The sequence below is a fragment of the Nonomuraea sp. 3N208 genome (genome assembly GCF_052245935.1).
GTDB lineage: Bacteria > Actinomycetota > Actinomycetes > Streptosporangiales > Streptosporangiaceae > Nonomuraea.
The window spans coordinates 193,892-217,021 of sequence record NZ_JBQQBR010000006.1; the positions used below are offsets into that span (position 1 = coordinate 193,892).

Genomic DNA, 23,130 nt, shown 5'->3' on the forward strand with positions numbered 1-23,130 from the left:
AAAGCGCGGTGACACGCTGCGCGTCGCGCAAACAAGCAGAAAAACGTTGTTTGGCAACTCCGCTGAGTAGCGCCAGGGATTTGACGCGTTGTTGAGGTCTGGGGAGGTTAACTGCGCTTCCGCGGATGGGTAATTCTGTTTCCGTCCGGCACCCCACGACATTCGTGCGCCGGATTACGCGGACCATCTACCCATGAATGGAAGTCGAATGCAGGTGAATACCGAAAGTCGGCAACCGCGCCTCAGGCGTGTCGCGACACTGGCCCTGGCCGCCGCGGCCGCCGGGGTCGTGCTCCTTCCGGCCGGTCAGGGGGTGGCCGGCGCGAGCTCCACCGTCACGACCGGGGTCTCGGTCAGCTCGCACGAGAATCCGCCGCAGTACTGCGCGTGGAACTACCGCTGCAATTACGGCTGGTGGCGCTACCAACACCCCGTCTGGCGCTACAACCCCGGCTGGCACCACGGTAGCCGGGGCTACTACGGGCACCACCACGGGTCCTGGCCCCACTACGGAGACCACGACTAGGACGGCTTGGGACGACTCGGGACCGCCCGGCCCTCCGGGGCCGGGCGGGCACCACCACAAGGACCCGCGCGAACACGTGAAGAGTCCAAATCCGTTTATGACAAATGCCGCGGCCAGAAGAATGGTCGCGGCATTTGTCAGAATTTGTGCTACTGCTGCGTGACGAGGTCCCTCGCGTACTCGTCGTCGCTTTCGGCCAGCACCCGCTCGGTACCCTGAGCGGCCCGGTCGTCCCCGCGGATGGCCAGCCCGCGCGTGGCCTCGGCCACCGTACGCAGATCCGGGTCGGCGAGCCGGGCCGCCAGGGCCTCGCGGATACGCGGTGTGTCGGCCTCCAGCCCGGCCAGCCCGGCGGTGGCCCAGTCGCGTACCTCGGCCTCGTCCTCCTCGGTCATCTCGATCAGCAGCGCCAGGCCCTCCTCGTGGTCCGGCGGCAGCACGTCGGCCAGCGCGATCGCGTCCGTCATCGTGCGCTTGCGCCCCGGGCGGCCGATGATGTCGAGGACCGCCGGCAACGCCCGGGGGTCGCCCTGGTGGCCGAGCGCGGCCAGCACCGAGCGCAGCACCTGCGGGTTGCCCTCCGTGGTGACCATCTTCTGCAGCAGCGGCAGCGTGCGCTCCAGGAACGGCTTCTCGCCGTCGGCGAAACCGAACTGGGCGATCGCGTCCACGCCGAACTCCCGCTCCCTGGCGTCCTCGCTCACGCACAGCCTGGCCAGCGCTTCATACGTTTCCTCGTCGGCCCGCTTGCCCAGCGTGTCGGCCACGATCCACCAGGTCTCGGCGTCCTCGTCGATGTCGCGGTGGGCCAGCGCCCGCGCCACGAGTCGCTCCACCGGCGTGTAGACCCCGGTCGCGTCCTCCAGCAGCGTCGCGATGGCGGCGTGGCCCCGCTGCGCCTGGACCTGCTCGGTCTGCTCGCCGTCGGGCGCCTGCCCGGCCACCGTGACCAGTTCGGTGCCGTCCTTGGCGTACTGCCGGGCCACGACGTAGTCCCAGCCCTCCTGCTCGATCTGGTCGAGCAGCGCGCTCTCCAGGTGCACGCCCACCCAGTCGACGGCGATGTCGAGCGGCGTGTCGCCGTCGCCGTCGTACTTCTGGGCGTCGGCGCCCGCCTCGAGCAGCACCTGGACCACGCCCAGCGCGCCGCGCCTGGCGGCCAGCGAGAGCGGGGTGTCGCCGTCGTCGTTGGCCGTGTCCACGCCGGCCCCTGCTTCGATCAGCACCCTGGCGGTGGCGGCGTGGCCGTTCGAGGCGGCCCAGAGCAGCGCCGTCCAGCCGCCGATCTCCCGGCCGTTGACGTCGGCGCCGGCCGTCAGCAGCGTGCTCGCCACCTCGTGCCGGTCCCAGGCGGCGGCCGCGCACAGCGGCAGCCCCTCCTCCTCGCCCGCGCTGGGCTTGTTGGGATCGGCGCCGCCGGCCAGCAGCTTGCCCACGGTCTCGGTCTCGCCATTCAACGCCGCGCGGTAGAGCTGTTCCTCATGCATGACACGGACCCTAACCTGGTCCGGCCGCGCCCCGGACCAAGCTAGGGCCATGTCATCGATTGGTACGCGTTCCAAGTCCGGCAGGGTTCAACGATTATGACGAATGTGCATAGTTCGGCTATGACACTTCTCCTCCAGAAGGAGGAGCTGCATTTCAGCCAAGACGCGATATGTTGCGAGTATGACTGATCCCGGTGGGGTCCGCGCGTCGGATGCCGAGCGCGAGGCCGTCGTCGAGCAGCTCCGTGTCGCCTCGGTGGAAGGCAGGCTCACGCTGGCCGAGCTGACCGACCGCACGGAGGCCGCCTATACCGCCACCACGCACGCCGAGCTGGCGATGCTCACCCAGGACCTGCCTGCCGCCGCCGCCGTGCCCGCCGGAGCCCGGCCGCCCGCCGGAGCTCGGCCGGTTCGTGAGGGCAGGAAGCGGCGCTGGTTCGTCGGCGTCATGGGCGACTCCAAGCGGCGCGGGAAGTGGCGGATCGACCAGGAGCTCGGCGCGGTCGCCGTGATGGGAGACGTGGTGCTCGACCTGCGCGAGGCCGAGGTGCGCACGGACGTGGTCGACATCACGGCCGTCTCCGTGATGGGCGACGTGAAGATCATCGTCCCTGATGGGGTCAACGTGGATCTCGACGGGATGGCCGTCATGGGTGACAAGAAGGTGGACGTGCTGGAGGCCGCGCCCGGCATGAACGTGCCCGTGGTCCGGGTGCACGCGTACGCGATCATGGGCGACGTGAAGGTGCTCGGCGACTCGCGGGCGCAGCCGCTGAAGCGGACCTTCGCGGCCTGGCGCGAGCACTGGCGGCAGCTGCACGGCGAGGACTGGCGTGAGCTCGGCAGGCAGCTGCGGGACGAGGGCCGCGAGCTGCGCAGGCAGCTACGTGACGAGCGCGGGAACTACAAGCGCGGCTACTGACGCTCCCGCGGTCCCGGGCGACGGGAGGATCGTCATGGCGGGCCCGCAGAACGGGTGGATCGTCATGCCGGGCCCGCAGAACGGGTGGATCGTCACGCGCCGCTCAGATCGCGAGTGACACCGGCTGCCGCTGCGCCTGCTCGTAACGTTCCAGCAGCACGTCGACCAGCTCCGGCGCAGGGCCGAGCACGCCGGCCACGACGGCCGCGCCTGCCTCCAGCGCGCTGCGCCGTACCTTGTCGGCGAAGTAGCCGGGAGCCAGCAAGTACGGTGCGACGGCCACGCGTGGCGCGCCCGCGCGTACCAGCTCCGCGACCGCCTGGGCGGGAGAGGGCTCGGCGGCCGAGGCGTAGGCGGCCTTGACCGTCCACCAGCCGGCGCGCCGCCACTCGCGCGCCATCTCTGAGATGACCCCGTTCGCCCTGGCGTCGCTGGAGCCCGCCGACACCAGCACCACCGCCGTGTCCGGGTCCCCGGGCCGCACGCCCGCCTCGGCCAGCCGCCGCTCCAGCGCGGCGCGCAGCAGCGGGTGCGGCCCCAGCGTGGCCCCGTAGTTCACGCGCAGGCGCGGCCGGCGCGCGCGTACCTCGTTCAGCGCCGCCGGCAGGTCCACCCGGCTGTGGTAGGCCTCGGTGAGCAGCAGCGGCAGCACCACGGCCTCCTCCAGGCCGCTCAGCGCCTGGGGGAGCGTGGGAGCACAGTGATCCAGGTACGCGACGCGAACGTCCAGCGGCACCTGCTCGAGCAGTGCGGCCACGGTGGCGGCGGCACGCGGATCTCGCGACCCGTGCGCCACCGCCACCAGTGGCACGCCACCGGGGGCCGTCCCGCCTGCCAACGGAACGAGTCCCCTCCTGGGGATCACAGGTGAATGCCGCATTCGACCTTCCCCAGGCCCGCCCAGCGCCCGCTGCGCGGATCCTCTCCCTCCGCGACCTGCCGCGTGCACGGCGCGCAGCCGATCGAGGGGTAGTTGTCGTAGTGCAACGGGTTGATCAGCACCCCGTTGTCGGCGATGTAGTTGTCCACATCCTCCTGGGTCCAGGCGGCGATCGGGTTGACCTTGACCATCTGCCGCTTGGCGTCCCACTCGACGACCCTGGTGTCCGTCCGGCTGGACGACTCGTCGCGGCGGATGCCGGAGATCCACGCCAGGTACGGCTCCAGCGCCCGATTCAGCGGCTCCACCTTGCGCAGGTAGCAGCACAGGTCCGGGTTGCGGCCGAACAGGCGCGGGCCGAGGTCGCGATCCTGCTCGGCGACCGTCCGGGACGGCTTCACGTCGATCACGTTGACGTCATAGACCTGCCGCACCGCGTCCCGCGTGCCGATCGTCTCGGCGAAGTGGTAGCCGGTGTCGATGAACAACACGTCCACGCCGGGCTTGACCCTGCTCACCAGGTCGATGAGGAGGGCGTCGCTCATCGAGGACGTCAGGCACAGCCGGTCCCCGAACGTCGCCGCCGCCCAGCGGATGATCTCACGGGCGGGGGCGCCCTCCAGGAACGTCGCGGCGGACTCGACGATGTCCTGCAGGTCGAGCGCGCCACGTTGTTGCCTCAAACCGACCTCGATGTCCACCAGCGTCATATCTTCACTCCGATTCCGAGAAACTTCAGCTTGAAGGCACGAGCGCAGGCCCGGCAGTACCAGCCGCCGTCGCTCTCGTAGGGCTCGAGGTCCTCGTCGCCGCAGTAAGGGCAGTGGAAGGGGACCGCTCGCGTGCTCATTTCAGGTCCGCCTCGTCCGCGCGCTGCACCCAGTCGGCGAACGACTCGCCTTCCTTGCGCTGGGCGTCGTAGTGCTTCACCACGCGCTCCACGTAGTCGGGCAGGGCCTTGGCGGTGGTCTTCAGCCCGCGTACCTTCCGGCCGAAGCCGGCGTTGACGCCGAGCGAGCCGCCCAGGTGGATCTGGAAGCCCTCCACCTGGGCGCCGTTCTCGTCCACCACCAGTTGGCCCTTGAGGCCGATGTCGGCGACCTGGATGCGGGCGCAGGAGTTGGGGCAGCCGTTGACGTTGATCGTCAGCGGCTGGTCGAAGCCGGGCAGCCGGCGCTCCAGCTCGTCGATCAGGTGGGCGGCGGTGCCCTTCGTCTCGACGATGGCCAGCTTGCAGTATTCGATGCCGGTGCACGCCATCGTCTGGCGGCGGAACGTGGACGGCCTGACCTGCAGGTCGTTGGCCTCCAGCTCGGACACGATGGAGTCCACCTGGGCGGGCGCGACGTCGAGGATGACCATCTTCTGCTCGACCGTCGTACGCACCCGGCCGGAGCCGTGCCGCTCGGCGATGTCGGCGATGGTGTGGAGCTTGTCACCGTCGACCCGGCCCACCTTGGGCGCGAAGCCGACGTAGAAGTTGCCGTCCTTCTGCGGGTAGACGCCCACGTGGTCGCGGCGGCTGCCGCGCGGTTGTTCGGGGGCGGGCCCGTCGGGCAGCGGCGTCTTCAGGTATTCCTGTTCGAGAATTTCACGGAACTTCTCGGTGCCCCAGTCGTTGACCAGGAACTTGATCCGCGCCCGGTGCCGCAGCCGCCGGTAGCCGTAGTCGCGGAAGATCCCGACCACGCCCTCGTAGACGTCGGCCACCTGCTCCGGCTTGACGAACACGCCGAGCCGCTTGCCGAGCATCGGGTTCGTGGACAGGCCGCCGCCCACCCACAGGTCGTAGCCGATCTCCCCCCGCTCGTTGACCACGCCGACGAACGCCACGTCGTTGATCTCGTGCACCGTGCAGTGCGCCGGGCAGCCGCTCACCGCCGACTTGAACTTGCGGGGCAGGTTCGAGTACGCCGGGTTGCCGACGACCCGCTCCTGGACCTCGTGAATCTGCTCGGTCGAGTCGAGCACCTCGTCGGCGTCGATGCCGGCCAGCGGACAACCCAGGATCACGCGGGGTGTGTCGCCGCACGCCTCCGTCGTCGACAGGCCCACGGCCTCCAGGCGCTCCCAGATGTCCGGCACCGACTCGATCTCGATCCAGTGCAGCTGGATGTTCTGGCGGTCGGTCAGGTCGGCGGTGCCGCGCCCGTACTCGTTGGAGATGTCCGCGATCGTGCGCAGCTGGGCCAGCGAGAGCTGGCCGCCGTCGATCCGCACGCGCAGCATGAAGTAGCTGTCGTCCAGCTCCTCCGGCTCCAGGATCGCGGTCTTGCCGCCGTCGATGCCGGGCTTGCGCTGCGTGTAGAGGCCGTACCAGCGCATGCGGCCGCGCAGGTCGGCGGGATCGATCGAGTCGAAGCCACGCTTGGAGTAGATGTCGATGATGCGCTGGCGGACATTGAGTCCGTCGTCGTTCTTCTTGTTCTCTTCGTTCTTGTTGAGCGGCTCACGGTAACCGAGAGCCCACTGGCCTTCGCCGCGCGGGCGTTTGTGGTGCCGGCTTGCTGGTGTGCGGCTGGCAGGGGTGCTCATTGCGCGTCCTTCGGATCATGGGCGCGCGCAGGATTCCTCCGGCCTCGTCATCGAGGGGCAGGATCTCGGAGAGGATTGCGACGCGCTCAGCGGCAGGTAAAGACTAGGGCTAGTGGGCGTCGCAACAGATGGCACTGCGGACACGCTGGAGGTCGACGTGGCGTCGACCGACGAGCATGGGGTCCGCTGGCATGCTTCGAAGATACCTTGGCCGTCCCGGATGTCCAAGACGGGTCCAGAGTGTGGGACTGTCCCATCTTTTCAACCCTGTTTTCAACCCTGGCGGCGCCAGCCGAGCTCCGAGTCCTTGGGCTTTTCCTCCGTGCTCTGGTGCTGGCAGTCGCACCACGAACCGCCACGGCAGTCCTCGTGACGCTTCTCCTTGCAGCTCTGGCAGATCACGCTTGCATTATTCTCCTGGAACGTTGTTCGGGTTACGCTGGCGCGCGTGGATCTCATGGCCGAGTTGCTCGGCGATCTCCGTGCCGAGACCGCCTCCTTCGAGGCGCTGCTCCAGCCGCTCCGCGACGAGGACTGGGAGCTGGCCACACCCGCCGAGGGATGGGCGATCCGCGACCAGGTGAGCCATCTGGCCTGGTTCGACGACGCCGCGGTCCTGGCGGTCACCGACCCCGAAGGCTTCAACACCTCGCTGGCGGACTTCGCGGTGGCGGGCTTCTCCTCGGTGGACGACCTCGTCGTCCAGGCGCGCGGAAAATCGCCGGCGGAGCTGCGCGAGTGGTTCCGCGCCGCCCGCGCGCGCAGCATCGAGGAGTTCGCCGCGCTGAACGCGCGCGACCGGGTGCCGTGGTTCGGGCCCGCGATGTCGGCCGCGTCCTTCGTCACCGCGCGGCTGATGGAGACCTGGGCCCACGGGCAGGACGTGGCCGACGCGCTCGGCGTCGTCAGGAAGCCGACGGCCAGGCTGCGGCACGTGGCGATGATGGGGTTCAAGGCGCGGCCGTACAGCTTCGCCGTGCGCGGCCTGTCCGTGCCGGCCGAGCCGGTGCGCGCGGAGCTGACCATGCCCGACGGGAACGCGTGGACGGCCGGCCCGCCGGAGGCGTCCGCCGTGGTGCGCGGGCCGATGCTCGACTTCTGCCTCGCCGTCACCCAGCGTGTCCACCTGTCCGACACGGCACTGGAGATCGAGGGCGAGCCGGCACGAGCCTGGATGGAGATCGCCCAGGCGTTCGCCGGACCCCCTGGTAAAGGCCGGGCACCCGGATCAGGGTGAAATCAGGGATGCGATTGGCGCGCGCGCTGACATGCTGGAAGTATGCGCACGCTTCTGAACGTCATCTGGCTGGTGTTCGCCGGGATCTGGCTGGCGATGGGTTACGCGCTGGCCGGGGTCATCTGCTGCATCCTGATCATCACCATCCCGTTCGGCATCGCCTCGTTCAGGATCGCCGCCTACGCGCTGTGGCCGTTCGGCCGGACCGTCGTACGTGACCCGGACGCGGGCGTGTTCTCGCTCCTCGGCAACATCATCTGGTGCCTGGTCGCCGGAATCTGGCTCGCCATCGGCCACGTCATCACCTCCATTCCGCTGTTCATCTCCATCATCGGCATCCCGATGGGCATCGCGAACATCAAGATGATCCCGGTCTCCCTCCTTCCGCTGGGTGCGCGCATCATGGACACCGACTAGGGCAGCTGCGGGGACGTAAGCTGTGCCGAAGAGTCACTGCGAAAACCGTTGGGTGCCATGACGTCCACAGATGCTCCTCCCCGGCCGAAGCGAGGGCTCGCCACCAACGCCAGGGCCAGGCTGAACTGGGTGCTCGACACGAAGTCGTGGGCGATCGTCCGCGCGGCGACCACTGCCGGCGTCACCTACCGGGTGACCGGCCTGGCGGGCGAGGCGGCGTTCTTCGCGTTGCTGTCGCTGCCTCCTTTCGTGCTGGGCCTGATCGGTGTGCTGGCCAAGATCGGCTCCTGGGCCGGCGGCGAGGTGGTCAGACAGGTCAATGCGTGGGTCATCGAGCAGGCGGGGCTGCTGTTCGCCGAGGACGCCGTGGAAAAGGTGGTCAAGCCGCTCATCGCGGACGTGCTCAGCGACGACGCGAGCAAGGTGTCGATCATCTCGCTGGGCTTCCTGCTGTCGCTCTGGTCCGGCTCCCGAGCCCTGTACGTGTTCGTGGACCTCATCTCCGTCGCCTACGGCCTGGGCGAGGAACGCGGCATCATCCGCACCAGGCTCATGTCCTTCGGCCTGTACGTCGTGGGCCTGGTCATCGGCATCATCGTCATGCCGATCCTGGTCGTCGGCCCGACCCTGCTCAAGGACGCGCTGCCCGGCGAGTACGGCATCATGATCGACATACTCTACTGGCCAGTCGTGATCGTCGGCTCCGTGCTCTTCCTGACCGTGCTCTACCACGTCAGCGTGCCGGTCAGGACGAAGTGGTATCGGGAGCTGCCCGGCGCGATCCTGGCGCTGTTCCTGTGGATCCTCTGCGCCGCGGTGCTGCGGGCCGTGCTGTCCGCGTGGTTCTCACCCGTCTCCGTGTACGGATCTCTGGCGGCGCCCATCGCGGTGCTCCTGTGGCTCTACATCACGGCACTGGCCGTGCTGATCGGGGCCATACTCAACGCCGAGGTCGATCGGCTCTGGCCGGGCGTGAGTCGTACCAAATAGCTCGACGGCGCCATCCAGCTCTGGGCCGTCTTCGACGGTTTGCCGCAGGATGCGGAGAAGGTGGAGGTCAACCTCGGAACGCTCGATGTGATCAAGAACGTCGCCGTCTCGTCCGCTTGAACCCGCAGATCAGGAAGCGGTATGCCGCTGCCGCATCCGCTATCGTCTACAGCGAGACGCGACTGGCGCATTGGGTGGGATCGACCACCGGGGAGCGAAAGGAGCGGAGGCCGTGCGCCTGGGTCTTCGCATGTTGTCAACGATGACAGGAGAGTCATGAGTTCTCTCGCTAGCGTCGACCCGCAGATCGCCGAGCTCATCAAGGCGGAAGAGCGCCGCCAGTCCGACACGGTCAAGCTCATCGCGTCGGAGAACTACGTGTCCAAGGCCGTGCTGGAGGCCACCGGCACCGTCCTGACCAACAAATACTCCGAGGGCTACGCGGGCAAGCGTTATTACGAAGGCCAGCAGGTCATCGACCAGATCGAGATCGTGGCGGTCGAGCGGGCCAAGGCCCTGTTCGGCGTCAACCACGCCAACGTCCAGCCCTACTCGGGCTCGCCCGCCAACCTCGCGATCTACATGGCGTTCCTGCAGCCCGGCGACACCGTGATGGGCATGGGCCTGCCGTTCGGCGGCCACCTCACGCACGGCTGGTCGGTCTCGGCCACCGGCAAGTGGTTCAACCCGGTGCGTTACGGCGTACGCAAGGACACCGGCCGCATCGACCTCGACGAGGTGCGGCAGCTCGCGCTCGAGCACCGGCCGAAGCTGATCTTCTGCGGCGGCACCGCGATCCCTCGCACCATCGACTTCGAGGGCTTCGCCTCGATCGCCCGCGAGGTCGGGGCCGTGCTGGCCGCCGACATCGCCCACATCGCCGGTCTGGTCGCGGGCGGCGCCCACCCGTCCCCGGTCGGCCACGCCGACGTGATCTCCACGACCACCCACAAGACGCTGCGCGGCCCGCGCGGCGCCATGCTCATGGCCACGAGCGACGAGCACGCGACGGCGCTCAACAAGGCCGTCTTCCCCGGTCTGCAGGGCGGTCCGCACAACCACACCACCGCCGCCATCGCCGTCGCGCTGCACGAGGCATCCACCGACGAGTTCAAGGCGTACGCGCACCAGGTCGTCGCCAACGCCAAGGCGCTGGCCGATGAGCTGGCCTCGCGCGGGTTCGACCTCGTGTCCGGGGGCACCGACAACCACCTGATCCTGCTGGACCTCACGCCCAAGGGCATCGGTGGCAAGCCGGCGGCGCAGGCGCTCGACCGGGCCGGTCTGGAGACCAACTACAACACGGTGCCGTTCGACACGCGTAAGCCGTTCGATCCGTCGGGGATCCGCATCGGCACGCCGTCCGTCACGTCGAGGGGGATGGGCGAGGCGGAGATGCGGCAGATCGGGGCCTGGATGGACGAGGTCGTCACGGCACTCGCCAAGGGCGATGCCGAGGACGTGATCAGCCGCGTTCATCACGAGGTCAGTGAGCTCACCGCGCAGTTCCCCGCCCCGGGTCTTTAAGATCCTTCTTTTACGGCGGGGCCAGGTTTCTCCAGTCGCCGACATTGGCTGGGCTCTGTCGGGGGAACGGCTTTGATCTTTTACGGCGGGGCCAGGTTTCGCCGGTCGCCGACGTTGGCTGGGCTCTGTCCAGGGAGACGGTTTCTGACCCGGTCAGTGGCGCGCCGCCGTTACGGCGTTTCGCTGGCCGGGTTCCGTGGTTCCCGGCCGTGCCGCCGCACGCTCCCGTGCACAGGGGCGCCCCGCCGCACGGGCTCCGTGTGCGGCGGGGCGCTGTCGCGAGCGGGGCGGGCCGGAGTGCCCCGTCGCGGTGGCCGGCCGGCGGGACCCAGAGGACTGGGCGCCGCGACGGCCGGGGATGGCCTGCCGGGGGGACGGGACCGAGTCGTCCCCCGGGCCGGCCTCAGCCGAGGAAGATGTAGTCGGCCCCGTACGGGACCTTGGCCTGGGTGCCGGGCTCGCAGGCGCCGGTGGGGGCGACGCCGCCGGTGGTGTTCAGGCGCAGGATCTGTGTGGTGTGGGCGAGCAGGCCCGTGGCGGCGCCTGACTGGGTGGCGTTGAGCACGAGCTCGGGGATGTTGCCGTCGCCGTTGGGCGTTCGAGTGACGACCGCGCCGCGGACCGCGCTGCCGTCGGGGGCGATCCACTGCGGCGGGCCCGAGCCGGGCGTCACGAAGGAGTGGTCGATGCCGCGCCGTAGCTTGGCCGTCACGCCGAGTTGGGTGAAGGCGTAGCCGCCCGCCGGCTGCTGGGTGCAGGCGTAGATCTGCTCGCCGCGCAGCACATCGGCCGTGAGCGCGCGCGGGTGGGTGAACGGCGCGCCGGACAGCTGCCCACGTACGGCACCGCCAGAGAAGTCGGCGGTGTGCAGGTTCGTGTAGTAGCGGCCGGGGTCCGCGGCGATGCGCTTGACGATCTTGGAGGAGACCGGCGTCACCCCCGCGACGCCGGTCAGGTTCTCCGGTAGGGCGCCGGCGAACAGGTCCGCCACCACGGGGCCGTTCGTGCCGGGCGCGCCCTTGTGCACGTGCCCGTCGGTGACCGGGCCGAGGCCGGACCAGTGGGCGGTGTAGGCGATGGAGGAGCCGTCGGGACGCAGCCACCAGGTGGCCTGCCCGTCCTGGTCGCCGCGCTTCTTGCCGTCGTTCTCCAGGACCTCCTGGGCTGCGTCGGCGCGGGCCGACAGCGTGGCCTGCTGGCTCCCGTGCAGCACGCCGTTGAGGTCGATGGGCTTGCTGAGCCGGTGGAACTGGCCCCGTACCGCGCCCTTGGGGTGTGCGGCGTCGTGCAGGTTGGCGTAGAAGCCGCCGGGGTTGTCGAGGAGGGCCTGGACCAGCTCGGGGTCGGCCCTGACGGTGCCGGTGACGCCCAGCACGCCCTCGGGGAGCGGCTTGGTGAAGAACTCCAGCCGCACGTCGCCGTTGGCTCCCTTGGCGGCCACGTGGACGTGGCCCGCGGTAGGCGTGCCGATCTTGTTCCACCGGGCCGCGAACGTCACCTCGTTCCCGCTGATCTTGAGGACGACCGTGGAGCGCCCGTCGGCGTCGCCCGGCGTTGCCACCTCGTTCGAGCCGCGCAGCCCGGCCGCGAGATAGACCTCGTCGCCTGAGGCGTGCGCCGGCGTGGGACCGACCATCAGGACACTGGATAACAGGGCACCAGAAAGCATGAACTTTCGGATAGACATGATGAAACCTCTTATTGGGCTAGATATTCCGGTTGGTACGGCAAGCAGTACGCACCGAATCGCCCAGAGGTTCAACCCAGCTGTCCGTAAATTTCCACACAACCGCGCCGAGACATGGGTAAGCCCTCCCACCAGCGGCGGGAGGGCTCGGAAGGCGAGGATCAGGCCTCGATGGTGAGCAACTTCTTACCGGCCGAGGTCACCACCTCGAAATGATCGACGTCCTTCAGCGGCGTCGCGCTGCCGCCGTGCATGTAGAGCGGATCGGGCGACCCCGGCACTCCGTACCCGGCTGGAGGTACGGACCACCCGGTCATCACCCGGCGCTCACCCGACTTCGAGACCGAGATCAGCTCGCACTCCAAGGGCCCTTTGACCCCGGCCAGCTTGAGGGCCGCGTGCGTGCCCCACCCTTTGGACTCCACCACGAGCCCGCCGGTGATCCCGTCGACCCCTTTGCCCTCAATGGGCCGGCCGTCGGCGTAGAACTGCTCGGCCGGTCCCATATGGGTCATGTGATCGGAACCCTGCGCTACCTGCGGCACGTCATCCCCGCTGAGCTGCGTGCCGACGGTCAGCCCGCCGGCCACCAGCGTGACCGCCGCCGCCATCCCGATCACGAACGTCCCCCTGCGCGTCCTCCTGTCCGCCACCCGCTTGCGGCGCAGCATGTCGATCGCCGGAGCCGGCGAAGGCGGGCGGTCGTCCTCCACGGGACCACCGAGCCCGTTCAGCACGCTGGCCACGCCGGCCAGCTCGGAAAGCTCGGAGCGGCAGGCGGCGCAGAAGAGCAGATGGGCCTCGAACGCTTCCTTGTCCTCGTCCTCGAGCAGCCCGAGCGCATACGCGCCCACGTCCGTGTGCTCGACTCTCGATGTCACGCCGTCACCCCCCTCTCCTCCAGCGCGATGCGCAGCGCGCGAACGGCGTAGTAGACCCGGGACTTCACGGTGCCCACCGGGATGCCGAGCGCCACGGCGGCGTCGTTGACCGACCGGTCCCGCAGGATCGTCTCATTGAGGATCTCGCGGTGGGCCGGCGACAACGCCTTCAGCGCCTCTGACACGACCACCTGGTGCAGGAGACCCTCCATCTCGTCCGGCACGGGCATGCTCTCCAGCGGCCCGTCGCCCGACTCCTGGGGGCGGGCGTCCCTGCGCCGCCGGTCATCGATCACGATACGTCTGGCGACTGTGGCTAGCCAGGGCATAAGTGAGACCGCCTCAGGATCGAGTTGCTCCGCGCTGCGCCACGCCCGGATCATGGTCTCCTGTACTACATCTTCCGCCCACTGCCGATCGCCCGCCGTCAGCCGGATCACGAAGGCCAGCAGCGGCCTGTGATACTCCCGGTAGAGCGCGGACACTGCCACCTCGTCGTCAGGCGCCTCGTGATCCGGTCGCATGCGCCGGATCCGGTGGCGTGAGCGTGGCTGGCCCATCGGGGCGGCTCCGTCGGCCGAGGGCGGGGGATACGTGCTCGCTCGCATCATTTCCCCTTTCTCGCGTCCGTCGGCAGGAGGTACGACGAGCCGCCCGGGCAGGGTTCAACAGAACGCCAGACCAATATGTGATTGCAACCTTCTGGACAGGGTGCGTAGAGTCTCTCCGGTAACCGATCGAGGAGGTGAGGACTATGCGGGTCGTTCTGCTCTGCGTGCCCTCAGTCCACCTCCGGGCGCTCGCCTGACGCTGCCCGGTTCCTTCTCGAATCAAAGGGTTTCACTCCGTTGTCGTCTTACGATCTTTCTCTGCTCGGCTGGACCGATCTCCGCGCCGCCGAGCTGCCCGCCGGCACCGTTCCCGCCCGCGTGGCCCGCGTCGACCGCGGCGCGGCCGACGTGATCGCGGCCGACGGTCACCATCAAGTCAAGTACGCCGCCCACGTCCGCCGGGCGTCCGCCGCCGACCCGGTCGCGCTGCCCTGCGTCGGCGATTGGGTCGCGCTGCGGCTGCTGCCCGAGGGCCGCTACGAGCTCGACGAGGTGCTCCCGAGGACTACCGCGTTCATCAGAGGCGGCGTGAGCCGCGACTCGGTCGGCGGCCTGTCGGGCGACGGCCAGGGCCAGGTGCTCGCGGCCAACGTCGACATCGTGTTCGTGGCCGAGCCGTCCATGCACTCCACGGACTTCGCCGACCTCGGCCGCATCGAACGGCTCGTGGCGCTGGCCTGGGAGTCCGGCGGCACGCCCGTCGTGCTCGTCACCAAGTCCGACCTGTTCGAGCGGGGGCTCGACGACCTGCTCGGCGACGTGCGGGTGGCCGCCCCCGGCGTGGACGTACACGCCGTCTCCTCGCTGCAAGGGGAGGGGGTGGAGCTGGTCGCCGGCTACCTCGGCGGCTCCCGGACCGCCGTCATCCTCGGCCCGTCGGGGGCCGGCAAGTCCACCCTGGTCAACGCGCTGGCCGGGGGGACGGTCATGGAGACCCAGCAGGTACGCGCCGCGGACGGGCGTGGCCGGCACACCACCGTGCACCGGGAGCTGATCCCGCTGAGGGGCGGCGGGCTCGTCATCGACACGCCCGGCATCCGCAGGATCGGGCTCTACGACATCGGGGAGGGCGTGGACCTCGTCTTCTCCGACATCGAGACACTGGCCGAGCGGTGCAGGTTCGGCGACTGCGGGCACAACGGCGAGCCGGGCTGCGCCGTGCTGGTCGCGGTCGAGAGTGGCGAACTGCCGGAACGGCGCCTGGAGAGCTGGCGGAAGCTGCAGCGCGAGGCCGCCTGGATGGCCGGCCGCACCGATGCGCGCCTGCGCAAGGAGCAGCAGAACAAGTGGAAGGTCATCACGAAGGAGATGCGCCGCTCAGACAGAAACCGCCCCTGACCCGCTCGCCGGGCGATCCGCCGCGCTCTCCCTGCCCGGTCCCGGCCGACATGCTGACCGAGACCGGGTAGGGCTCGCTCCCCCATGCCCCGGAGGTGCCCGGCTCGTGGCGTACAGCCTCGTCGGACGGGCGTTCAGGCGTCGGTCAGCAGGCCGGTGAGAAGGTTCTTGACGGCGGTGGCGTCGTAGGTGTCGCGGTCGAAGGGGCCGAGAAGGACCGGGCCGTCGGCAGGGGCGTCGGGGAGGCGGCCGTGGCTGCCGCGAACCGGGGACGGGTCGAGGGGGATCACCGACATCATGTAGCGGAAGCCGAGGAGTTTCCTTGCCAGCGCCATTCCCGCGCGTACCTTGACGAAGGGGTCCGAGGGGTCCATGAAGAGTTCGGCGGGGTCGTAGCCGGGCTTGCGGTGGATGTCCACCAGGCGGGCGAAGTCGGGGGCGCGGTCGTCGGACAGCCAGTAGTAATACGTGAACCAGGCGTCCGGTTCGGCGACCGCGACCAGCTCGCCGGTCCGCTCGTGGTCCAGCCCGTACTTCGCCTGGCCGGTGCGGTCGAGGAGCTCGTCGACGCCGGGAAGCTCGGCGAGGACCGCTCGGGTTCGCTCCAGGTCGGCCGGGTCGCGGACGTAGACGTGGGCGAGCTGGTGGTCGGCCACGGCGAAGGCCCGCGATGTCCACGGGTCGAGGTATTCCATGCCGGCCTGGGTGTAGACCTCCAGCAGCCCAGCCGATCGCAGGGCCCGGTTGATGTTCACCGGCCTGGCGGCCGGGGTGATGCCGTACTCGGAGACGACCACTATGGTCGCGTCCTCGGCGAGCAGCGGGGTCAGGGCGGCGTCCACCTGCTGGGCGGCCGCCACGGCCTCCGGGCCCGCCGGGCCGTACCGCTGCAGGTCGTAGTCGAGGTGCGGGACGTAGACCATGAGCAGGTCGGGGCGTTCTGCGTGCAGGATGTGGCGGGCGGCCCCGACGATCCAGCGCGTGGAGGCGATTCCCGCTGTCGGACCCCAGTAATTGAACAGGGGGAAGGTGCCGAGCTCTGCTTCCAAGGCGTCGTGGAGGGACGGCGGGCGGGTGTAGCAGTCGGGGGATTTGCGGCCGTCGGCGTGGTAGATCGGGCGCGGGGTGACGAGGATGTCGCTGGCCGCGCCCATGGCGTACCACCAGCAGACGTTGGCCGTGCGCGCGCCCGGCACCGCGCTCCACAACTGGTCCCCTTGGATCAGCGCGTTGTGCTGGCGCCACAGGAAGATCTCGCCGAGGTCCCTGAAGTACCAGCCGTTGCCCACGATGCCGTGCTCGCGCGGCATCGTGCCCGTCAGCAGCGTGGCCTGCATGGAGCAGGTCACCGCGGGGAGCACCGGGCGCAGCGAGGCGGCGTTGCCGACCTTGGCGACGTTGGGCATATGGGCAAGCAGGGATGGGGTCAGGCCGACCACGTTGATCACGACGAGGGGCGCCATCACAGCTCCTTCAGGCCGAGCGCGGCCAGCTGGCCGCGCATCCAGTCGAGTTCGGCCGCGATGCCCTCGGCGGTGTCGGGCGGCCCTTCCGGCATGACCGTCCAGGTGTACGTCTCGACCTCGACGTGCCGTGTGAGCGCGGTGTCACCCCCGAGGAGGGTACGCAGCAGGCCGCGCAGATAGGGAGCCGTGGTCGTCAGCGGCGGCGGGAGTTCGGCATGCAGCGGCATGTGGAAGTGGACGCGCCACGTCTCGCCGGAAGGCAGTGCCCCGCCCATCGCCTCGCCCAGGTCGTCGGTGAACCCCGAGTTCGAGCGGGTCTGGTGGAGGAAGCGATGCTCGTCGTAGGCGGCGAGCGCGCTCTGCGTGTGCGGCGGAGCCTCCAACGCGCACGAGGCCTGCAGCTTGACGATCGGGAGGGTCAGGTCGGGAGGGTCTTCGAAGCCGACCGCCGCGTGGCAGGCATCCAGGCAGAGGCCGAGCAGGTCCAGGTGCGGCAGGAGGGCGGTGGCCTGTGGGGTGGTCTCCACGATGCAGCCGGGCTCCGGTTCGAAGCCGATCCTGATGGTCTTGCCCGAGCGGGAGGAGAGGGCGTGCAGCTCATCACACAGTGTCGCGATATTTCGGGAAACGGCCTCCGCCTTGGTGCGGGTCCAGCCGGTGCGCCAAGCCAGGGGGAGGGTCGAGATCGTGCCCTCCGCGACGTCGGCCGGCAGCAGCTCGGCGAGGATTTCAGCCAGGTCGAGCGTGTACCGCAACCGTGATGGCGACGCCCAGTCCGGCTCGTACACCCGGTATTTCACGACCTCCTGCTGGAAGCCCTGATAAGGGAAACCGTTGAGCGTCACGACTTCGAGGCCGAGCCGGTCGAGGGCGGCGCGCAGCCGTACCAGCTCGGACGTGTCGGCGAGCAGTGCCGACGCGACGTCGCGTGACAGCCACAGCCCCAGCCCGAGGCGGTCCACGCCGAGCAGCGAGCGGACGCGGGAGCACGCGCCGGCGAGCTGGTCGTGAACGCCGGGCAGGGTCTCGGCGGGGTGGACGTTGGTGCAGTAGGCGAGGTGGACGGTCGAGCCGTCCGGATGGTGGAAACGCATCAGCCGCCCCGCTTGATCGTGTTGCCGGCGTAGTCGGGGGCGTCGATGATCGCGTCGGAGAGTTTGCCGCTCTGGCCGTAGAAGGCGACGGGGTTGCGCCACAGCACCTGGTCCACGTCGTCGTCGGTGAAGCCGGCCACGAGCATCTGCGTGGCGACCTCGCGGGTCTTGAGCGGGTCGCTCTTGCCCCAGTCGGCAGCGGAGTTCACCAGCATGCGGTCGGTGCCGTACTCGCGGAGGATCGCCACCATCCGATCGGGATCCATCTTCGTATCCGGATATATCGAGAAACCCATCCAGCAACCGGACTCGGCGACCATGCCGACGGTCATCTCGTTGAGATGGTCGACGACGACCATCTCCGGGGCCAGGCCCGCCGCGCGGACGACGTCGAGGGAGCGGCGCGTGCCCGCGGCCTTGTCACGGTGCGGGGTGTGCACCAGCACTGGCAGCTCCGCCTCGATCGCGAGCTCCAGTTGCGCCTCGAAGGCTTTGTCCTCCGCTGGGGTCATCGAGTCGTAGCCGACCTCACCGACCGCGACCACCGAGTCCTTCAGCAGGTAGCGGGGGAGCTCGGTGAGCACCTCGGCGCAGCGCGGGTCGTTGGCCTCCTTCGGGTTGAGCGCCAGGGCGCAGTGGTGGCGGATGCCGTACTGCGCTGACCGGTACGGCTCCCAGCCGAGCAGCCCGTCGAAGTAGTCGAGGAAGCTGCCCACGTTCGTACGCGGCTGCCCCAGCCAGAAGGCCGGCTCGACCAGCGCCCGCACGCCGGCGTCGCGCAGCCGCTCATAGTCGTCGGTGGTGCGTGAGGTCATGTGGATGTGGGGGTCGAAGATTCGCATCGTCAGAGCCTTTCGAGCACGTCCTCGGGAACCTGCCGCCCGGCCGCGTGCCGTTCGGCCGCATAGTCGGCGAGCATCCTGGCGAGCTCGGCATCGTAGCGCCGGTCGAGCTCGGAGATCGAGGCCAGCGGGATCGACATGAACACGCACTTGAGCACGGCCTGCCGGAAGGCGTGATCATCCAGCCAATGCGAAGAGGCGAGCGCCGCCTCCACCAGCCGCGCGTCGTTGGTCCGCAGCGCGTCCTCCACCAGCGGCAACGCGTCGAGGCCGAGCTCCAGCTCGGGCAACGCACGTAGGATCGCCAGTCGTTCGCCCGCATCCCCGCGCCGATACAGCTCCGCGACCGCGTGCGCGTCCACCCTGGCCAGCAGCCGTGCCCGCGCCTGCGGCCCGCCTCGCCGTTCGGCCTGCGGGAAGAGCCGGTATATCGCCTCAGGGTTCTGTTCGATGTCCTGTACGGCGTGCGCCGTCCAGTCGCTCATGTGTCCTCCTGAGAAACTCGATCGATCGGCGGGCCACTTCCGGCGCGGCGTGGCCGTGCCGCGCGAGCTCGACGGCGACCAGCCCGTCGTAGTCGCCGAGCGCGTCCAGCGCCGCGGGGAAGTCGATCGTGCCCGCGCCGAACTCCAGGTGCTCGTGGACGCCTCGGCGCATGTCCTCGATCTGGACGTGCACGAGGTACGGCAGCGCCCGCCGTACGCACTCCGCCACCGTCATGGGCTCCAGGCAGTGGCAGTGGCCGATGTCCAGGGTGAGCCCGAACCTGGGGTGCCCGTCCAGCAGGCCGCGAAGCCTTTCGTAGGCGTCGAGGGTGTCGATGAACATGCCAGGCTCCGGTTCGAACGCGAGCATGACGCCCTGCCGGTCGGCCGCGTCGAGCAGCGTTGCGCATCCCCGGACGAGCCGCTCCCACGCCTCATCCACCGAGATGTCCGGCCTGACGCCGCTCCACAGATGCACGATCGGCGCCCCGAGGTCCACCGCCACGCTCATGGCCCGGGTCAGGAAGTCGATCCTGCGTTCGGCGCCGTCACTGAGCAGCGTGGGATGGTGCTTGCGCCACGGGTCCAGCGTGTAACGGCCACCCGTTTCGACCACCGCTTCCAGGCCGAGGCTCGCCAGCAGTTTGCCCGTCGCGGCCACCTCCGCGGCCAGGCCGGGAGCGTACGGGTCGAGATGACCGTGGTCCAGCGTGATCGCCGCGCCCTGGTAGCCGAGGCCGGCCAAGACCTCGAGCGCCTCCGGGAGGCGGTGGTCGCCGAACCCGTTCGTGCAGTAGGCCCACTTCATGACGTGGCCATCCGCGCCGACAGCCACCGGCCCACCGGGTGTGCGGCCAGCAGCGCTCCCGCCTGCTTCCTGCGGCCCTGGCCTGCCACCGCGGTGGCCTGCAGGGGGAGGAGGGCGAGGATGCCGAGCCGTACGGCCTGCCGGACCCGATCCGGGCCGGGCGCCACCCGCAGCCGGGCTACGGCCGTGGCGGTGAGCGTCGCGTACGCCGCGAGCAACGCCACCGCCGTCACCCGGTCCGCGGCCTCGCTTACCCTCGGCCCCGAGGCCGGGACCCGGTCCGTGGCCTTGCCTGCCCTCGGCCCCGGCACCTTGGCGGGCAGCGTGGGCAGGCAAGCGACCGCGGCGAGCCCAGTGGCCGCCGCGGTCGTGGCGAGCGCCCCTCGCACGGTGCCGGGGGTCGCCCCCTTCACCTCGGCGCGTCCCAGAATGCTGATCCCGTAGGTGTGCGCGCCCACGGCCAGCGCCACAGGCAGCGCGCTCGCCCAGCCTCTTGCGCCCGCTCCGTCCCGTCCAGGCTCGGAAGCAGTGCTTCGGCCGGCCGCGCCGAGGAGCACGTCCAGTGCGCGGCAGGCGGCCATGGCGGCCGGGCCCGCGGCCGTGTGCTTGAGTCTCAGGTCGTAGGCCCAGACGGCGCCCGTGAGCAGCCCTGCCGTGGCAAGCGCGCGACGGCCGCCGCTCAGCGCCGCCACGGCCAGGCCCGCACCGGTCAGCCCGGCGGCCATCGCCAGCGCCCGGCCTTCGGCCACCCGGCCGGACGGGATGGGGCGCTCGGGCCGGTCGAGTGCGTCGGCCTCGCGGTCCGCCCAGTCGTTGAGCGCCATGCCCGACCAGTACAGCAGGGTCGAGGCCACCCCCAATCCGGGAGCCCACCGAACCCCGGCGGCCGCCGCACCGGCCATGGTGTCGCCGGGCACCGACACGGCGGCGGGTGCTCTGACGAGTTCCAGCAGTGCCCGCACGCCGTCGTTCATGCCAGGTCCCGGGCGAAGGCGCGCAGACGGTCGTACTGGGCGGGTAACCGGTGTTCGTCGCTGCCCAAGGGGTCCTTGAAGAAGTAGGCCAGGTCCGGCAGGAGGCCGGTGCGCCCTTTCTCGTGGGCACGGGCGACCAGTCGCGCCAGGTCCAGCACGAGTGGTGCCGCCAGCGCGGAGTCGCAGCCCTGCCAGGTGAATTGCAAGGCCATCCGGACCCCGAGGAAACCCTCGAAGGAGACGTGGTCCCACGCCGTCTTCCACTCGCCGAAGTCGGGGACGAAGTCGATGTGGGTCTGGCCGTCGACCTCCTGGCCCAGGATGCCCGCCACGGTCCGGCCCTTGGAGATCTCCTTGCTGGACCTGGCGGCCGGGTCGGCGAGCGTGGCGCCGTCGCCGCCGCCTAACAGGTTGAGCCCCGACCAGGAGCGCACCCGCAGGCCTCGCCCGGCGAACATCGGCGCGAGCGCGCTCTTGACGAGCGTCTCGCCGGTCTTGCCGTCACGGCCGGCGTACGGCACGCCCCGCGCGACCGCCAGCTCGGCGAGGGCAGGGAGGGCGGGGCCGGTGGACGGGGTGAATTCGACATAGCCGCAACCCGCGCTGAAAGCCGCGTACGCGTAGCGCGAGCTGGGTGGCAGCAGATCGAGATCCAGCGTCTCCAGGTGCTCGAAGCCGGGGCGCCATTCGACGGGCGGCTCCGTCGACGAGACGTTGACGACCACGACGCGGTCCAGGTCGTGCCGCTCGCGGAACTGCACGAGATCCTCGATCAGCCGGTCGATCGGAACGTTGCCCGGCCTGATCTCCGTATCCGTCTCGTCGAGATCGCGCGCCAGCAGGGTGGGAAAGGAGACGGGGAGCACACCGGCTTCGCTGAGCCGTTCGGCGCGCTTGCGCAGCGAGGTCTCGACGATGTCATGGCCGCCGAACACGAGGTCCGCGATCGCGGGCAGGCTGGTCGCGTCGTGTTGGGAGAAGTCCGTCGTCTCGGTGACGCACCCTTGCCCGCTGGCCAGACCCGCCTTGATGGCGGCAGCCCCGGTGACGACCGTGGTCGCCACCGAACCGCGGGCCCCGATGAGCCATACCCCGACCCCAGCCACAGGACCTCCCGATCATTTGCCGATGATCACATATAAGTCCGGAAATTTGGGGATGTAAAGGGTCAATTTTGTCGATCAGTACACAGGCATACGTCGAGAGTCAGCTGAAGTCGACAACCCGGTCCACCGCGGCGGGTGTGAGCACGTGCTCGATCACCATCATCGCAGCGCCGCGCACGCCCGCGCGATCCCCTAGCGAGCTGGCCCGGATGTCGAGCCGCTGCGTGGCGAGCGGCAGTGACCGGCCGTACACGACCTCGCGCACTCCGGCCAGCAGGTGCTCTCCGGCCTCCGCCAGGTCGCCGCCGATCACGATCGTGGTGGGGTTGAAGAAGTTGACGATCGAGGCCAGGACCAGGCCGACTTCGCGGCCGCTCTCCCGTACCAGCTTGATGGCCTCGATGGAGCCACCGCGCACCAGCCGCACCACGTCACGGGTGCCCTCCACCCGCAACCGGGCCGCGAGGGCTCCGCCGCCGGCGATGGCCTCCAGGCAGCCGATGTTGCCGCAGCGGCACAGCGCCTGGTCGGCGGAGGGGACGCGGACGTGGCCGATGTCGCCCGCGGCGCCCTGCGCGCCGCGGTGCAGGCGGCGCTCGCTGATGATGCCGCAGCCGATGCCGGTGCCCACCTTGACGAAGATCATGTGCTCCACGTCGGGGGCGGTGGCGCGGTGCTCGCCGAGGGCCATGATGTTCACGTCATTGTCGATCAGGACGGGCGCGTTGATCTTGCCGTTGAGCCATTCGAGGACAGGGAAGCCGTCCCACCCAGGCATCAGCGGCGGGTTGATGGGGCGGCCGCTCTTGTGCTCGACCGGACCGGGCAGTCCCAGACCGATGCCTCCGATGTCGGTGATATCGCGATCGGTCAACAGGCCGGCGGCAGTGTCCAGCAGCCAGGTGAGGCAGCGCTCGGGACCGCTGTCGATCGGCAGGTCCGCGGCCTGTTCGGCGAGCAACGTGCCGCTGAGGTCGGTGAGCGCCACATGCGCATGGGTCACGCCCAGGTCGGCGGCGAGCACGAGCCGGGCACGCGGGTTGAACGCGAACGCCGTCGCAGGCCGTCCGCCCGACGAGATCGCCTCTTCGACGGGCAGGATCCAGCGCTGGTCCAGCAGCGCATCCAGTCGCTGGGAGAGCGTCGACCTGGCCAGGCCGGTGAGCTGGACGAGCTCGGCACGCGTGCGTGCCTGGCCGTCACGCAGGATCGAGAGCAGGGCCCCCGGCGTTTCGTGGGTCAACGCAGCCCCTTTCGCTGAGCATTAAGTCCAAGATTACTCCAGCTTTTGATTGACCGTCGGCAGAAGTCCCATCT

General features: G+C 69.7%; 23 protein-coding genes and 1 riboswitch. Of the genes, 7 read left to right on the plus strand and 16 right to left on the minus strand.

The window, feature by feature from the left end:
- Positions 1–214 precede the first annotated feature (214 nt).
- The gene (locus tag ACTWPT_RS10895; protein WP_443177160.1) at positions 215–526 is read left to right on the plus strand and encodes a hypothetical protein; all 312 of its coding nucleotides are present in this window, start codon (positions 215–217) and stop codon (positions 524–526) included.
- Between the two features lie 149 nt (positions 527–675).
- Here the strand turns inward: ACTWPT_RS10895 and ACTWPT_RS10900 are convergent, their stop codons facing one another.
- Positions 676–2,013: an ankyrin repeat domain-containing protein gene (locus tag ACTWPT_RS10900; RefSeq protein ID WP_443177161.1), complete on the minus strand. Its 1,338-nt coding sequence runs from the start codon at positions 2,011–2,013 to the stop codon at positions 676–678.
- Between the two features lie 181 nt (positions 2,014–2,194).
- On the opposite strand from ACTWPT_RS10900, the gene ACTWPT_RS10905 reads away from it, so the two are divergent.
- Positions 2,195–2,935, plus strand: coding sequence for a DUF1707 SHOCT-like domain-containing protein (locus tag ACTWPT_RS10905; RefSeq protein ID WP_443177162.1), 741 nt, complete (start codon positions 2,195–2,197; stop codon positions 2,933–2,935).
- A 103-nt stretch (positions 2,936–3,038) separates the two neighbouring features.
- On the opposite strand, the gene ACTWPT_RS10910 is transcribed toward ACTWPT_RS10905, so the two are convergent.
- The 4 genes from ACTWPT_RS10910 to ACTWPT_RS10925 form a co-directional block, all read right to left on the minus strand.
- The gene (locus tag ACTWPT_RS10910) at positions 3,039–3,815 is read right to left on the minus strand and encodes a sirohydrochlorin chelatase (RefSeq protein ID WP_443177163.1); all 777 of its coding nucleotides are present in this window, start codon (positions 3,813–3,815) and stop codon (positions 3,039–3,041) included.
- The gene (locus tag ACTWPT_RS10915) at positions 3,797–4,525 is read right to left on the minus strand and encodes a phosphoadenylyl-sulfate reductase (protein ID WP_443177164.1); all 729 of its coding nucleotides are present in this window, start codon (positions 4,523–4,525) and stop codon (positions 3,797–3,799) included. Before ACTWPT_RS10915 ends, ACTWPT_RS10910 begins: the two co-directional genes overlap by 19 nt.
- 136 nt (positions 4,526–4,661) lie before the next feature.
- Complete coding sequence (locus ACTWPT_RS10920; RefSeq protein ID WP_443177165.1) at positions 4,662–6,350, minus strand: nitrite/sulfite reductase; 1,689 nt, start codon at positions 6,348–6,350, stop codon at positions 4,662–4,664.
- A 109-nt stretch (positions 6,351–6,459) separates the two neighbouring features.
- Entirely contained in the window at positions 6,460–6,543 is an 84-nt protein-coding gene (locus tag ACTWPT_RS10925) for a putative leader peptide (RefSeq protein ID WP_443177348.1), read from the minus strand.
- Between the two features lie 264 nt (positions 6,544–6,807).
- On the opposite strand from ACTWPT_RS10925, the gene ACTWPT_RS10930 reads away from it, so the two are divergent.
- The 4 genes from ACTWPT_RS10930 to glyA all read left to right on the plus strand — a co-directional run bounded on the left by ACTWPT_RS10930 (position 6,808) and on the right by glyA (position 10,521).
- Positions 6,808–7,587, plus strand: a complete 780-nt coding sequence (locus ACTWPT_RS10930) for a TIGR03084 family metal-binding protein (protein WP_443177349.1) — start codon at positions 6,808–6,810, stop codon at positions 7,585–7,587.
- A 42-nt stretch (positions 7,588–7,629) separates the two neighbouring features.
- Positions 7,630–8,004, plus strand: coding sequence for a YccF domain-containing protein (locus ACTWPT_RS10935; RefSeq protein WP_443177166.1), 375 nt, complete (start codon positions 7,630–7,632; stop codon positions 8,002–8,004).
- A 57-nt stretch (positions 8,005–8,061) separates the two neighbouring features.
- Positions 8,062–8,994 (plus strand): YihY/virulence factor BrkB family protein, encoded by a 933-nt coding sequence (locus ACTWPT_RS10940; protein ID WP_443177167.1) that lies wholly within the window; start codon positions 8,062–8,064, stop codon positions 8,992–8,994.
- A gap of 168 nt (positions 8,995–9,162) precedes the next feature.
- Positions 9,163–9,245, plus strand: a riboswitch (ZMP/ZTP riboswitch).
- Between the two features lie 25 nt (positions 9,246–9,270).
- The gene (gene glyA / locus ACTWPT_RS10945) at positions 9,271–10,521 is read left to right on the plus strand and encodes a serine hydroxymethyltransferase (RefSeq protein WP_443177168.1); all 1,251 of its coding nucleotides are present in this window, start codon (positions 9,271–9,273) and stop codon (positions 10,519–10,521) included.
- Between the two features lie 403 nt (positions 10,522–10,924).
- On the opposite strand, the gene ACTWPT_RS10950 is transcribed toward glyA, so the two are convergent.
- The 3 genes from ACTWPT_RS10950 to ACTWPT_RS10960 form a co-directional block, all read right to left on the minus strand.
- A complete protein-coding gene (locus ACTWPT_RS10950) occupies positions 10,925–12,157 on the minus strand; it encodes a CHRD domain-containing protein (RefSeq protein WP_443177169.1) in 1,233 nt (410 codons plus the stop codon).
- Between the two features lie 212 nt (positions 12,158–12,369).
- Positions 12,370–13,089: an anti-sigma factor family protein gene (locus tag ACTWPT_RS10955; protein WP_443177170.1), complete on the minus strand. Its 720-nt coding sequence runs from the start codon at positions 13,087–13,089 to the stop codon at positions 12,370–12,372.
- A complete protein-coding gene (locus ACTWPT_RS10960) occupies positions 13,086–13,613 on the minus strand; it encodes a sigma-70 family RNA polymerase sigma factor (RefSeq protein ID WP_443177171.1) in 528 nt (175 codons plus the stop codon). The genes ACTWPT_RS10955 and ACTWPT_RS10960 overlap by 4 nt, the downstream gene beginning before the upstream one ends.
- Before the next feature lie 324 nt (positions 13,614–13,937).
- Here ACTWPT_RS10960 and rsgA point away from each other — a divergent pair, with 324 nt between their 5' ends.
- Entirely contained in the window at positions 13,938–15,038 is a 1,101-nt protein-coding gene (rsgA, locus tag ACTWPT_RS10965; protein WP_443177172.1) for a ribosome small subunit-dependent GTPase A, read from the plus strand.
- A gap of 134 nt (positions 15,039–15,172) precedes the next feature.
- Here rsgA and ACTWPT_RS10970 read toward each other — a convergent pair whose 3' ends face one another.
- The 8 genes from ACTWPT_RS10970 to ACTWPT_RS11005 form a co-directional block, all read right to left on the minus strand.
- Positions 15,173–16,501, minus strand: a complete 1,329-nt coding sequence (locus tag ACTWPT_RS10970) for a nucleotide pyrophosphatase/phosphodiesterase family protein (RefSeq protein ID WP_443177173.1) — start codon at positions 16,499–16,501, stop codon at positions 15,173–15,175.
- Positions 16,501–17,598 carry a metabolite traffic protein EboE gene (gene eboE, locus ACTWPT_RS10975; RefSeq protein ID WP_443177174.1) on the minus strand — a complete coding sequence of 366 codons (1,098 nt, stop codon included), beginning with the start codon at positions 17,596–17,598 and terminating at the stop codon, positions 16,501–16,503. The genes ACTWPT_RS10970 and eboE overlap by 1 nt, the downstream gene beginning before the upstream one ends.
- Entirely contained in the window at positions 17,598–18,440 is an 843-nt protein-coding gene (locus ACTWPT_RS10980) for a TatD family hydrolase (RefSeq protein WP_443177175.1), read from the minus strand. The genes eboE and ACTWPT_RS10980 overlap by 1 nt, the downstream gene beginning before the upstream one ends.
- Positions 18,441–18,442: 2 nt before the next feature.
- Positions 18,443–18,925 carry an EboA domain-containing protein gene (locus ACTWPT_RS10985; RefSeq protein ID WP_443177176.1) on the minus strand — a complete coding sequence of 161 codons (483 nt, stop codon included), beginning with the start codon at positions 18,923–18,925 and terminating at the stop codon, positions 18,443–18,445.
- Positions 18,876–19,733, minus strand: coding sequence for a sugar phosphate isomerase/epimerase family protein (locus ACTWPT_RS10990; protein WP_443177177.1), 858 nt, complete (start codon positions 19,731–19,733; stop codon positions 18,876–18,878). Before ACTWPT_RS10990 ends, ACTWPT_RS10985 begins: the two co-directional genes overlap by 50 nt.
- Positions 19,730–20,707 (minus strand): SCO3242 family prenyltransferase, encoded by a 978-nt coding sequence (locus ACTWPT_RS10995; RefSeq protein ID WP_443177178.1) that lies wholly within the window; start codon positions 20,705–20,707, stop codon positions 19,730–19,732. Before ACTWPT_RS10995 ends, ACTWPT_RS10990 begins: the two co-directional genes overlap by 4 nt.
- Positions 20,704–21,813 carry an inositol-3-phosphate synthase gene (locus tag ACTWPT_RS11000; protein ID WP_443177179.1) on the minus strand — a complete coding sequence of 370 codons (1,110 nt, stop codon included), beginning with the start codon at positions 21,811–21,813 and terminating at the stop codon, positions 20,704–20,706. Before ACTWPT_RS11000 ends, ACTWPT_RS10995 begins: the two co-directional genes overlap by 4 nt.
- 100 nt (positions 21,814–21,913) lie before the next feature.
- Positions 21,914–23,056: an ROK family protein gene (locus tag ACTWPT_RS11005; protein ID WP_443177180.1), complete on the minus strand. Its 1,143-nt coding sequence runs from the start codon at positions 23,054–23,056 to the stop codon at positions 21,914–21,916.
- Positions 23,057–23,130: the final 74 nt, after the last annotated feature.